The organism is Leucobacter sp. G161, assembly GCF_001482305.1.
GTDB lineage: Bacteria > Actinomycetota > Actinomycetes > Actinomycetales > Microbacteriaceae > Leucobacter.
In genome coordinates, this window is the sequence record NZ_LOHP01000069.1 from 59,293 (window position 1) to 70,992 (window position 11,700).

Below are 11,700 nucleotides of genomic sequence, written 5' to 3' on the forward strand. Positions count from 1 at the left end.
GAGCTGCTCCCTACTGCCTACTGTTGTGCTGCTGTGACCCTGCGGTTGTGGGCGGCAATCACGATGGTTTGGGCCGCGACTGCGAGGAGCATTACCAGAAAGTTCCACGGTGCAAGTTCGCGGGCAATGAAGAATCCGGTGGCAACGATCAGAAGCATGCCGATGACCTGCAACACGTTGGAACGCTCGGGCATGGTCTCGCGGGTCAGTCCGTGCGGGATGCGCTGACCGGGGTATGCCCGGAGCACGAGTACTGTCGAAGCGAAGAAGAGGCCTACCCCCGCGAGGATCAGTGCCAAGCCGAGAATAATCATGCGTCCAGTTCAATCGCTAAGTGCGCAAGTGTCAACGGATCAGCTGCGGCTTACGGTGAAACGCGGTAGCCGCTGCGGATCGCGACCCGGTTCCAAGCGCCCATGACGAGGGCGAGCCAGCTTACGGCGGAGGCCTGCTCGTCGGTGAGCGCTCCCGTGTCCCAGTCTGTCCGCGGCGGGACGGTGAGCCGGGTGACCTCCTCTGCGAGGCCAAGCGCGGCGGATTCCACCGGGGAGAAGTACTGCGACTCCCACCACGCGGGGAGCACCGCGAGTCGGTCACTGGACTCGCCAAGCTTCAGCGCGTCGCGTGTGTGCAACCTGATGCAGAACGCGCACCCGTTGAGCTGGGAGACGCGGATCTGGACGAGCTCGATCAGGGTCGGCTCGAGGCCAGCCGACGCCGCTGCGGCCTCTGCGGCGCCGCTAAGGCCGGAGAGCTGCGTGTACACCTCGGGGTGGTGCTTGGTGATGTTGACGGGTGAAATGGAGACTCCGTTCGGGTGCTGTTCGTGCGGCTAGTGCTGCTCGCCGGTCGGACCAAAGCGCGCTGTGCGCCGTTTCGCCGCCCGCTGCTTCATGACCTGACCGATGAGCAGCAGCGCCCCGCCTAGGAGCAGTGCCGCCCAACCAACGAGTGAGACGGTCTCGATGTGACTCGGCAGCCCAACGCACAGATTGCCCGTCTGCGACGACAGGTCAAAATCGTCGAGCGTCGGCGTAGAAATCCGAGTAAGGGATTGTGAAACGTGACCCATCAACGCCAGCATGCGGCCACCGTACCAATCGGGGCTGTGTGTCCCAACTGAGAAGAGCGTGTATTCACTCGCGTATTCCGCTACCCGTCGATGATTGCGAGAACCCGTTCTGGGCCGTAACGCTCAGGGGCTATTTGTTGCATGCCTGCGAGTGCGAAGCCGAGCAAAACGGTGCGCTCTGCTGCCGCCTCGGTGAGTCCGGGGGAGGCCGCACGCAGCGCATTCGTGAGATCGGTGAGTGTCTCAGTGAATACGACACCGAACTCGGGTGAGCGGAGCGCGTGTGCCCACGCGCTGACCCAGATGCCGATCTCATCGCGCTGGCCGGAATCGACATGATTTCCAAAGAACTCGCGCATCGGATCGTGCTCCTCGTCGCGAATGGCGGCCTCAAATTCATTGAGGCTCTCCGCGACGTACTGTTGCCACGCGCTCGTTATGAGGCTTGTGACGCTCGAGAAATGCTGGTGGATGAGCCCTGGGGATCCGCCGACAGCGGCTGCGACCGAGCGTGCAGAGACCCCGGCGAACCCGTCTGAGCGGAGCACCCGGATCGTTGCTTCGAGGATCGCTGCGCGGCGTTCTTCCCGAGGTAAATATGCCATTGCTTCTCAACTCTCTTGCTGAGCATGTAGTCTATACGAGCAATTTGTACGCATGTCCAAATTGTTCACGAAAGGAGACAACTTGGACCCCCGCTCACTCACGACGCTCCGCTCTGCCCTCGGCAACATCGATGCCTCGGTCCGGCGGACGGTGCGCATGCCCGCGCACAGCTTTACCCCGCCGGTGCAGGAGCGCGACTATCTCGGGTGGCGTGATCCCAGCGCCCCGCAACGGGGCTATCTTTTCGTTGAGCGCGACGGCGCACTCGAAGGCATCATGCTGACGAGAACCCGAACGAGAACCTCGCAACAGCGTGCGGTGATGTGCGAGTTCTGTCGGCTACCCCGTCGCTTTGAGCAGGTCGCGCTCTTCAGTGCACCGACGTCGCTGTTGAAACGCGACCAGTCAACATTCGGAACCTATCTCTGCGTCGACCTCGATTGCAACGCACGGGTCAACGCAATGCGACCGGTCACACAGTTGGATCCGCCGGCCGAAGTGCTGGTCGCAGCGCGCCGCACCGAACTCGCGACGAGAGCACAAGCATTCGTCGCAAACGTGCTCAGCAAAACCACTACCGGCTGACCCGGCAGTTTCATACAATCAACCCACCGCCTGTCCGTGTGGCAGCGCCAGAGAGAGACCGCAATGACCACTCTGAACTTTCCATCGCAGGCCGTTCGTGAGACCTGGATAGAGCCGTTCGACAACGGTGAGGATATCCGTGCACACAGCGGCTTCCGGCTTGCCATAGACGCGAGAGACGAGGTTGAATACCCGGTGCAGATCCTTGCCACGACGACAGCAGTGAGCGTGCTTGTGTCGCCGGAGACAGTAGGGCTGCCCGGTGTGGCCGTCGCAGCCACCGAAGAAGGCTTGCGAGCAGCCCTATCCGCAGCCGGGATCGCGATGAATGGCGCGGACAACCTGTTCTTTCTGCCTCAGGGGCAGAAGGCCAGACTGGCCGCCGCGGCGAACGACGATAACGTCCGACGGCTCACTTCCGAGGACGGCGCAGCATTCGCCGTATTCGCCGCAGCGGCCCCAGCGGAGGACTTTGCGGAGGCCTTCGTGGCCCTCGATCACTGGGCTGTGTTCGGCGCCTTCGACGGAAATCGGCTCGTCTCAGTAGGCAGTGCCTTCCCCTTCGGGGGTAGCGCAACGGTCGCCGACCTCGGGGTGGTCACTCTCCCGGCGGCTCGCGGCAAGGGCCGAGCGAAGAGCGTGATCGAGGCGCTCGTTCGGCACGCGCTTTCGGAAGGATTCGAGCCCCAGTATCGCTGCCAGCTTGACAATACGTCGTCGGTGATCCTCGCGGGCAAGTCGGGCTTCGAGCGCCTAGGCACCTGGGACGTCTCAGCCCGCTCAGACGGCACATCGGCAGAACGGAGCACACCATGACCGCATTTCTGCCGTACGGCATCGCAAACTTCGGCGACGAGATCGTTGTCCACAACCCCTGGGTTGTGGGGCCGCCGCGGCCGGAGCGCATTGAAATCGTCGCTCCACGCGACGACTGGGAGGATCGTGCTGTGGCGCTCGCAGCGCGTATTGCGGGCGCCCTTCGTGGTGCAATGGCGGGCATCGAACATGTCGGATCCACCGCGGTGGCTGGGCTCCCCGCGAAGGACGTCATTGATCTCGACCTGATTGTCGACGATCCCGCGGACGAGGTGGCTTACGTGCCGGCTCTTGAAGCGCTCGGGTACCTACTCACAGTGAGAGAGCCCGAGCTATCAGGGCACCGGCTGCTCCGTCTCGAAGAGCCGCGGGTGAACCTCCACGTCTTCGGTCCCGGGTCCGTGGAGGTTGCGCGGCATGTGCTGTTCCGCGACTGGCTACGAATGAACGAAGCGGATCGCGACCGCTACGCCGAAGCGAAGGCCGCCGCGGTGACCGGTGGAGCGCAGACTGTGATGGCGTACAACGCACGCAAGGCAGCCGTCGTGCGGGAGATCTATGCTCGGGCGTTTGCCGCACGGGGGATACCGCTGCGCGACCGTGCGCTCGCACCCGATGATCTCCCGCCGCTGCCGACGACAGTGGGCACGATCAAAATTACCTGGCGGCCAATGACCACTAACGACGTCGATATCCTCCATGCCCTCACCCACGCCGCAGGGCTGATAGACCATCCTCGTGATCTCATTTCTCGTGAGGTCATCGAGCTGAGTCTCACTGGCGAACGATTTGTGCTTGCCACCGACACGATCATCGGGTTCGCAAGTGACGGTACCGCCGTGGCGTTCGGGGAGGCAAGGCTTGGCGACACGTGGGACGCGGAGATTGAGGTGTCGCTCGACGGCACTGTGCACCCCGAGTGGCGCGGGCTGGGTATCGGGCGCGCACTCCTCGCCTGGCAGGAGGCGCGCGGCAGACAGCTGCTCGCCGCCGCAGACGTCAACCTGCCGGCTCTCATCACGACGGGCGCCCGCGAGGAGAGCGTGACAGCGACCGAGTTGTTCGCCGCCGCAGGGTTCTCTCCGGTCCGGTGGTGGATCGAGCTCGGCACATCCCTCGACGCTGAGGCCCCGACCTGGCCGATTCCCGTCGGGGTCTCGTTGCTGCCATACAGCGAGGAGTTCTCGGAGGCGACACGGGGCGCGATGAACGATGCGTTCCGTGATCACTGGGGATCGCAGCCAACTACTCAGCGGGAGTGGGGCGATGCGAGAGCACTCAGCGATTTCGCGCCGACGCTTTCACGAGTCGCCGTCACTGGAACGGGGATGTCGGACGACCCATACCAAGTGATCGGTGGCGTGCTCAGCGAGGTTGATGAGGCGGAATGGGCGATTAACGGTGGCTCATTCGGGTACGTTGCCATGGTCGGAGTAGTGCGGAGCTGGCGGAAGCGTGGGCTTGCGTCGGGGATGATTGCCGAAACGCTACGGGCCTACCGAGAAGCCGGTCTTGAGCAGGCGATTCTCGATGTGGACTCCAAGAACCCCAGCGGGGCGCTCGGGATCTACGAAACGCTTGGCTTCGAGCCGCGCGACAGGTCCGTGACCTACGCCAAGCATGTCTAGCGCCCCGTGTGAGAGCCTCCAGCCCTACAGGTGAAAAGGAAAACCCCCGCGATCTCAATGTTTCCAAGGGATCTAGCGGGGGTTTTCACGTGGCGGTGACGGTGGGATTTGAACCCACGGTAGGGGTTGCCTACACAACATTTCGAGTGTTGCACCTTCGGCCGCTCGGACACGTCACCGCGGAAAAGCTTACGGGAAAGCGTCTCCAGATCCTAATCGAGTTCGCAAACGGGCCGTTACGGCATGTCGCCCGGGAGCCGGGCGCGATGTCGGGGGCCTCCGCTAGCCTCGATACATGGCGAAAACGAGCAGCGCGTATGTCTGCAGTGAGTGCGGCTGGCAGGCGGCAAAGTGGGTGGGTCGCTGCGGTGAATGCCAGCAGTGGGGCACTGTTGAGGTGCGCGGCGCCGCCCGTGCGTCGCTCGCCCGCACGACGAAGGCGGCGGCTCCCGAGGCTGGTCGGGAGGCCAGGCCGATCACGGAGCTATCGGGCGACTCGGTCAAGCATCGCCAGACCGGTATCAACGAGCTGGATCGTGTGCTCGGGGGCGGCATCGTGCCCGGGGCGGCGATCCTGTTCTCCGGGGAGCCGGGGGTCGGCAAGTCCACACTGCTGCTCGACGTCGCGGCACGCATCGCCGGGCACGGTGCGCGCGTGCTGTACGTGAGCGGAGAGGAATCGACTGGCCAGATCCGCATGCGCGCCGAGCGAACGAACGCGCTCATCGACACGCTCTATCTCGCTGCGGAGACCGATCTCGCGTCGGTGCTCGGGCACATCGAGATGGTGGACCCGGGGCTCATTGTCATCGACTCCGTGCAAACCCTCGCAAGTGACCAGGTCGAAGGTATCGCCGGCGGCCCCTCGCAGGTGCGCGAGGTTGCAGCGGCGCTGATCCGCGTTGCGAAGGATCGCGGCACGCCTGTGATTCTCGTCGGCCACGTCACGAAAGACGGGTCGATCGCCGGTCCCCGGCTGCTCGAACACCTCGTTGACGTGGTCTGTCATTTCGAAGGCGACCGCAACACGGCACTGCGGTTCTTGCGCACGCTGAAGAATCGCTTCGGGCCGACCGATGAGGTCGGCTGTTTTGAGATGACCGGCGGCGGTATCTCCGAGGTCGCTGATCCGAGCGGACTGTTCCTTGGCCGCGGCACGGTGCCTGTGAGCGGCACCTGCGCAACGGTCGCGATGGAGGGGCGGCGCGCACTTCCCGTGGAGATCCAGGCGCTCGTCGCGTCGAGTGCGACGCCGAATCCGCGGCGCGTGACGAGTGGTCTGGACCCATCTCGGGTGGCGATGATCCTCGCGGTGCTCGAGCGCAGGGCCGGCGTTCGACTGCACGACCAAGACGTCTATGTCTCGACTGTTGGGGGAGTGAAGCTCAGCGAGCCCGCAGCTGATCTTGCGATCGCCCTCGCTGTTATTTCCGCGGTCGCCGACCGACCGTTGCCCCTCGAGCTTGCAGCTTTCGGTGAAATTTCACTGGCCGGTGAAATTCGTTCGGTGACCTCGGGAACACAGCGCGTGGCCGAGGCCGAACGGCTTGGCTACACGCGAATCATTGATTCTGGCGCCGAAACTCTCGCCGAAGCGAGGCGTACGGCGATCGCGTAATTAGGCCTCCCTGAGTGGCACGGTGATCTGTCGCCCCGATAAGCGAGGTACACTTCAAGATCGTGAGCACTAAGACGGTAGATGTCGTACTTATCGGCGGCGGAGTGATGAGCGCAACGCTCGGAACCCTCATGAAGCAGGTTCGCCCGGACTGGACCATTGAGGTCTTTGAGTCCCGCAGCGAAGTCGCAACCGAAAGTACCAACGGGTGGAACAACGCAGGCACAGGACACGCTGCGCTCTGCGAGCTGAACTACATGCCCGAGGGCAAGGACGGCAGCCTTTCGGCCGATAAAGCCATCAACATCAATGAGCAGTTCCAGCTCTCGCGCGAGTGGTGGTCCACCCTCGTCGAGCGCGGTATTCTCGGCGAGCCCTCCAGCTTCATCAACCCGACCCCGCACATGACCTTTGTGCGCGGCGAGGACAACGTTGATTACCTGCGTCGCCGCTACGAGCTCCTCAAGACCGAGCCGCTGTTCTCCGATATGGAGTTCAGCGACGACCCCGAGAAGATCGCCGAGTGGACGCCGCTCGTCATTGACCGCCGCGCAAAGAGCGAGGTTGTTGCAGCGACGCGTTCAGAGGCTGGCACGGACGTGGACTTCGGTGCGCTCACGCGTCAGCTCTTCACCTACCTCGAGAATGAGGGCGCAACGGTCAACCTCGAGACCGAAGTGCAGAAGCTGAAGCGCAAGAGCGACGGCACCTGGGATGTGCACGTTCGCAGCCGTGCCGGTTACGGCCCGACCGTCGTGAACGCGAAGTTTGTCTTCGTCGGTGCTGGCGGCGGCGCTCTCCCGCTGCTGCAGTCCTCGGGCATCCCCGAGATCAAGGGTTTCGGCGGCTTCCCGATCAGTGGCAAGTTCCTGAAGACCACGAACCCCGAGATCGTCGAGCAGCACAACGCCAAGGTGTACGGCAAGGCCGCGGTTGGTGCGCCTCCGATGTCGGTTCCGCACCTCGACACCCGCATCATTGATGGCGAGAAGAGCATCCTCTTCGGGCCGTACGCAGGCTTCAGCCCGAACTTCCTGAAGAAGGGCTCCTGGTGGGATCTTCCTGGCTCGATCCGCACGCACAACCTGGGCCCGATGGTCAAGGTCGGCCTCACCGAGTTCTCGCTCGAGAAGTACCTCGTTTCTGAGCTGCTCGCGAGCCGCGAGAAGCAGATGCAGACCCTCCGCGAGTACCTGCCGAGCGCGCGCACCGAGGATTGGGAGATGGTCACGGCCGGCCAGCGTGTGCAGGTGATGAAGAAGGATCCCGAAAAGGGTGGCATCCTGCAGTTCGGCACCGAGGTCATCACCGGAGCCGACGGCTCGATCGCGGGTCTCCTTGGCGCTTCGCCGGGGGCTTCAACCGCCGTGCACGCGATGCTCGGTGTGCTCGAGACCTGCTTCCCCGACGAGTACTCGTCGAAGTGGGAGAAGATCTTCAAGGAGCAGGTCCCTGCACTCGGAGAGGGCCTCAACGGGCGCCCCGAGGCGGCCAAGGCCTCGCTCGAGCGGACCACGCGTGTGCTCGATCTTGCGCTTGATGCACCCGCACCTGCCGAGGCTGCAGCCGTCGAAGCGTGAGTCGACGCGGGCTGTGCCCGCTTGCTTGACCGAATGCCCCACCACACGGTGGGGCATTCGGCGTTTATGGGGATGCGCGTGCCGCGAGCGGGGCGGCCAGCAACCGTTCGTATTGAAACAACGAAAGCTATGCCAGAATCCTGCGGATCGGGCATAGCTTTCGTGTATTCCAGACGTGCGAGCGGCCTGGCGGCTGGCGGCTGGCTGCGGGGGGCTCTACTGCGCGAGTAGTTGCTCGACGAACGCGGCTGTATCTGCCCACCCGTCAACCGCGTGGCATTCCACGCCCATCGCCTTCACCGGGTAGTCGTTGCCGTCTGGGTCGAGCCGATCGCCGACAAACAGCATGTCCGCCAGCGGAATCCCGGTGTGCTCCTCGAGTTTCCGCATACCGTAGGCCTTGTCGATGCCGCGGCGGGTGATGTCGACGGAGGTTGATCCACCGCTGCGCACCTCGAGGCCCGGGAGCCGTGCGGCGACCGTGGCACGGAGCGTGTTCTTCTTCGCGCCGTCAGGATCCCAGGCGTGCTTCGCGTCGACGGGGGCGCGCTGCCCGAGCGCGGAGAAGGTGATCTGCGAGCCGCGATCCTCGAGGATCTCGCCCCACGGCTCCGTCTCCCATAAGCCGAGCCGCTCGGCCTCCTCGCGCAGCGCCGTGAGCGCCGCGTCGCGCTCATCAGGGGTGAGCTGTTCGCGGTACACGGTGTGCCACGCGCCTGCCTCGCGCCGCTCGTAGCGGGTGCCGCAGGTGGGGAGTAGATGGAGCCGCTCGAGCGACTCCTCGGTGACCGAATCGGCGGAGTCGAGCTGCGAGATGAGTTGCGCCTCGAACTGCTCGAAGTTGCCCCCCGAAATCACCGCAACGGTGGTGCGACTCAGCAACTCCCCGAACGCGTCGAGCATGCGTTGCGGAACCTGAGACTTCGAGGGGGCCAGAGTGTCGTCGAGATCAAATGCGACCAGGCGGGGAAGTGACATGGCCAAGATTCTGCCACAGTGTGCGGGCGAGTAAGCTGGCTGGGTGATGAGGCACTTCCTAAGAGACGACGACCTGACACCCGCGGAGCAGCGCGAGGTGCTCGACCTGGCTGCGCGCATGAAGCGAGACCGCTTCAGCGAGCGACCCCTCGAGGGCCCGCAGTCGGTTGCGGTGCTCTTCGACAAGACCTCCACCCGCACCCGATTCAGCTTTGCCGCAGGCGTCTCAGACCTTGGCGGTAACCCGATCATCGTGAACCCGGGCGAGGCGCAGCTTGGCGCGAAGGAGTCGATCGCCGACACCGCGAAGGTGCTCTCGCGCATGGTGTCGCTCATCGTGTGGCGCACGCACGCACACTCAGGGCTTGAAGAGATGGCTGAGCACGCGACCGTTCCCGTGATCAACTCGCTGTCTGACGACTTCCACCCCTGCCAGATCCTCGCGGACCTACAGACGATTCGTGAGCAGAAGGGCGAGCTCACCGGGCTCACTGCGACCTACCTCGGCGACGCCGCGAACAACATGGGGCACTCGTACCTGCTCGGGTTCGCGACCGCTGGCATGCACATCCGCGTTGCGGGGCCTGCTGGCTTCCACCCGCGCGAGGACATTATTGAAGACGCGAAGCGCATCGCCGCAGAGACCGGTGGCAGTGTCACCGTGCTGACTGATCCTGTCGAGGCTGTTATCGGCGCCGATGCTGTGATCACCGACACCTGGGTGTCGATGGGCCAGGAAGCCGAGAAGGCCGAGCGGATCGCGACCTTTGGCGCATACCGGGTGACCGGTGAGCTCATGGCCCAGGCGAAGGACGACGCGATCTTCCTGCACTGCCTGCCCGCGTACCGAGAGTACGAGGTCGCCCCCGAGGTTATCGACGGCGCGCAAAGCGTCGTGTGGGATGAGGCGGAGAACCGCCTGCACGCCCAGAAAGCATTGATGGCATGGTTGTTGAAGGAGAGCAAGTGACTGAGCAGGTACCCGCAGGAGCAGAGAACAGCAACCGGGCGGCTGAGGACGGCGCCCTCTGGGGCGGTCGCTTCGCGAGCGGCCCGTCGCCCGAGCTGCTGAAGCTCAGCAAGTCCACCCAGTTTGACTGGGTGCTTGCGCAGTACGACATCCTCGGGTCGAAGGCGCACGCGAGCGCGCTCGCCGCCGCCGGCTACCTCACTGCCGACGAGCTCACCGAGATGCGTGCCTCGCTCGACGAGCTCTCGGCGCGCGTCGCCGACGGCCGCTTCGTCGCGGCGGAGGCTGACGAGGATGTGCACTCGGCGCTCGAGCGAGGCCTCATCGAGATCACCGGCGTGCAGCTCGGTGGCAAGCTCCGCGCTGGCCGCAGCCGCAACGACCAGATCGCCACGCTCGTGCGCATGTACCTGCTCGACCACGCTGCGATCATCGGCGAAATGCTCGTCGACCTGCTTGAGGCGCTGCACGCGCAGGCCGTCGCCCATGAGGGCGCGATCCTCCCCGGCCGCACGCACCTGCAGCACGCGCAGCCCGTGCTGCTCGCGCACCACCTCGGCGCGCACGCGTGGCCGATCGTGCGCGATCTCGAGCGCCTCCGCGATTGGAAGGCACGCGCGAGCGCCTCGCCCTACGGTGGTGGCGCACTCGCTGGGTCGTCGCTCGGCCTCGATCCCCGGCTCGTCGCCGCGGAGCTCGGCCTCGGTGAGCCCCTCGAAAACTCGATCGACGGCACCGCTGCGCGCGACGTCGTTGCCGAGTTCGCGTTCATCACCGCGCAGATCGGGATCGATCTCTCGCGCCTGAGCGAAGAGATCATCTTCTGGAACACCAAGGAGTTCGGCTTCGTGCGCCTGCACGACGGCTACTCCACCGGCTCCAGCATCATGCCGCAGAAGAAGAACCCGGACATCGCCGAGCTCGCGCGCGGCAAGTCGGGCCGCCTCATCGGCAACCTCACCGGTCTGCTCGCGACGCTGAAGGCCATGCCGCTCGCGTACAACCGCGACCTGCAGGAGGACAAGGAGCCGGTCTTCGACTCCGTCAACCAGCTTGAGGTGCTGCTGCCCGCATTCACTGGCATGGTTGCGACGATGCGCTTCGACACCGAGCGCATGGCCGAACTCGCGCCGCAGGGCTTCTCGCTCGCGACCGACGTCGCCGAGTGGCTCGTGAAGCAGGGAGTGATCTTCCGCGATGCGCACGAGATCTCGGGCGAGCTCGTGCGGTACTGCGAGGAGCGGGGTCTCGAACTCCATGAGCCGAGCGACGAAGAGCTTGCTGCTGTTTCGGAACACCTCACCCCCGCGGTGCGCGGTGTGCTCACCATCGAGGGGTCGGTGAACTCTCGCGTGGGTGCGGGCGGTACGGCCTCCGTGCGCGTCGCCGAGCAGCTCGACAAGCTCGCGGGCAAGATTGCGGAGTTCCGCGGCTAACTCGCAAGCGAACTGACGAAGGAGCCGACCTGCGGAGCATTCCCCACAGGTCGGCTTTTTTGTACCCAGGAGGCACTTCTCCACAAATTCGACCTGCAGGGCAGATTTACCCTCCACCACGCCGAGTCCGCGAGTATCGTAGGTGCACACAGGCAACAAGTGTCAACTGTGGAGGAGTAGTTGCATGACCGTCAGTGAAGTAGTCGGACTGGCCGCCGCGGTGATTACGATCTCCGCGGTTGTGATGCGAAGCAACAGTGGGCTCAAGCGCTCCTTCGTAGCGAAGTTCGAGGTGCAAGACCGCCAGTTCGCTGAACTCTACGGCCGGTTCGATGGGGTGGATCGTCGTCTGGATGCGATTGATGTGCGGTTTGATGGGGTGGATCGTCGTCTGGATGCGATTGATGTGCG

At 64.4% G+C, this 11,700-nt stretch carries 12 protein-coding genes, 1 tRNA gene and 1 pseudogene; 8 read left to right on the forward strand and 6 right to left on the reverse strand.

Translation table 11 applies throughout. The features are described 5' to 3' along the window. Window positions 1-17: 17 nt before the first annotated feature. From AUL38_RS12055 to AUL38_RS12070, 4 genes are all read right to left on the reverse strand, one after another. Window positions 18-314 (reverse strand): hypothetical protein, encoded by a 297-nt coding sequence (locus AUL38_RS12055; protein WP_059062542.1) that lies wholly within the window; start codon window positions 312-314, stop codon window positions 18-20. Between the two features lie 50 nt (window positions 315-364). Continuing rightward, the gene (locus AUL38_RS12060; RefSeq protein ID WP_235590708.1) at window positions 365-766 is read right to left on the reverse strand and encodes a carboxymuconolactone decarboxylase family protein; all 402 of its coding nucleotides are present in this window, start codon (window positions 764-766) and stop codon (window positions 365-367) included. Window positions 767-832: 66 nt separating this feature from the next. Further along, window positions 833-1,084, reverse strand: coding sequence for a hypothetical protein (locus tag AUL38_RS12065; RefSeq protein WP_059062546.1), 252 nt, complete (start codon window positions 1,082-1,084; stop codon window positions 833-835). A gap of 68 nt (window positions 1,085-1,152) precedes the next feature. Then, complete coding sequence (locus AUL38_RS12070) at window positions 1,153-1,677, reverse strand: TetR/AcrR family transcriptional regulator (RefSeq protein ID WP_059062549.1); 525 nt, start codon at window positions 1,675-1,677, stop codon at window positions 1,153-1,155. A gap of 82 nt (window positions 1,678-1,759) precedes the next feature. Between AUL38_RS12070 and AUL38_RS12075 the strand changes: the two genes are divergently transcribed. From AUL38_RS12075 to AUL38_RS12085, 3 genes are all read left to right on the forward strand, one after another. Next, window positions 1,760-2,263 (forward strand): FBP domain-containing protein, encoded by a 504-nt coding sequence (locus AUL38_RS12075; protein WP_059062550.1) that lies wholly within the window; start codon window positions 1,760-1,762, stop codon window positions 2,261-2,263. 63 nt (window positions 2,264-2,326) lie between these two features. Next, on the forward strand, window positions 2,327-3,079 hold the full coding sequence (locus AUL38_RS12080; protein WP_059062553.1) for a GNAT family N-acetyltransferase: 753 nt from the start codon (window positions 2,327-2,329) through the stop codon (window positions 3,077-3,079). Beyond that, window positions 3,076-4,707 (forward strand): GNAT family N-acetyltransferase, encoded by a 1,632-nt coding sequence (locus AUL38_RS12085; protein ID WP_059062555.1) that lies wholly within the window; start codon window positions 3,076-3,078, stop codon window positions 4,705-4,707. Before AUL38_RS12080 ends, AUL38_RS12085 begins: the two co-directional genes overlap by 4 nt. A gap of 90 nt (window positions 4,708-4,797) precedes the next feature. Here the strand turns inward: AUL38_RS12085 and AUL38_RS12090 are convergent. Beyond that, window positions 4,798-4,886, reverse strand: a tRNA-Ser gene (locus tag AUL38_RS12090). 116 nt (window positions 4,887-5,002) lie between these two features. Between AUL38_RS12090 and radA the strand changes: the two genes are divergently transcribed. Both radA and AUL38_RS12100 read left to right on the forward strand, forming a co-directional pair. Further along, window positions 5,003-6,325: a DNA repair protein RadA gene (gene radA, locus AUL38_RS12095; RefSeq protein WP_059062557.1), complete on the forward strand. Its 1,323-nt coding sequence runs from the start codon at window positions 5,003-5,005 to the stop codon at window positions 6,323-6,325. A 62-nt stretch (window positions 6,326-6,387) separates the two neighbouring features. Beyond that, complete coding sequence (locus AUL38_RS12100; protein WP_059062559.1) at window positions 6,388-7,905, forward strand: malate:quinone oxidoreductase; 1,518 nt, start codon at window positions 6,388-6,390, stop codon at window positions 7,903-7,905. 216 nt (window positions 7,906-8,121) lie between these two features. On the opposite strand, the gene AUL38_RS12105 is transcribed toward AUL38_RS12100, so the two are convergent. After that, entirely contained in the window at window positions 8,122-8,883 is a 762-nt protein-coding gene (locus AUL38_RS12105) for an HAD-IIB family hydrolase (protein ID WP_059062561.1), read from the reverse strand. A 43-nt stretch (window positions 8,884-8,926) separates the two neighbouring features. On the opposite strand from AUL38_RS12105, the gene argF reads away from it, so the two are divergent. The 3 genes and pseudogenes from argF to AUL38_RS12120 all read left to right on the forward strand — a co-directional run. Continuing rightward, window positions 8,927-9,853 (forward strand): ornithine carbamoyltransferase, encoded by a 927-nt coding sequence (argF, locus tag AUL38_RS12110; protein ID WP_059062563.1) that lies wholly within the window; start codon window positions 8,927-8,929, stop codon window positions 9,851-9,853. Continuing rightward, a complete protein-coding gene (gene argH / locus AUL38_RS12115) occupies window positions 9,829-11,289 on the forward strand; it encodes an argininosuccinate lyase (RefSeq protein WP_083506844.1) in 1,461 nt (486 codons plus the stop codon). The genes argF and argH overlap by 25 nt, the downstream gene beginning before the upstream one ends. Before the next feature lie 184 nt (window positions 11,290-11,473). Then, window positions 11,474-11,700 (forward strand): annotated as a pseudogene (locus tag AUL38_RS12120) (hypothetical protein); the annotation flags it as partial.

Excerpts from the sequence above, each read along its gene's own strand:
- argH (WP_083506844.1), top strand. The coding sequence starts at position 9,829 with ATGGTTGTTGAAGGAGAGCAAGTGACTGAGCAGGTACCCGCAGGAGCA.
- AUL38_RS12080 (WP_059062553.1), top strand. The coding sequence starts at position 2,327 with ATGACCACTCTGAACTTTCCATCGCAGGCCGTTCGTGAGACCTGGATA.
- AUL38_RS12070 (WP_059062549.1), bottom strand. The coding sequence starts at position 1,677 with ATGGCATATTTACCTCGGGAAGAACGCCGCGCAGCGATCCTCGAAGCA.
- AUL38_RS12065 (WP_059062546.1), bottom strand. The coding sequence starts at position 1,084 with ATGCTGGCGTTGATGGGTCACGTTTCACAATCCCTTACTCGGATTTCT.
- AUL38_RS12055 (WP_059062542.1), bottom strand. The coding sequence starts at position 314 with ATGATTATTCTCGGCTTGGCACTGATCCTCGCGGGGGTAGGCCTCTTC.
- radA (WP_059062557.1), top strand. The coding sequence starts at position 5,003 with ATGGCGAAAACGAGCAGCGCGTATGTCTGCAGTGAGTGCGGCTGGCAG.
- AUL38_RS12085 (WP_059062555.1), top strand. The coding sequence starts at position 3,076 with ATGACCGCATTTCTGCCGTACGGCATCGCAAACTTCGGCGACGAGATC.
- AUL38_RS12105 (WP_059062561.1), bottom strand. The coding sequence starts at position 8,883 with ATGTCACTTCCCCGCCTGGTCGCATTTGATCTCGACGACACTCTGGCC.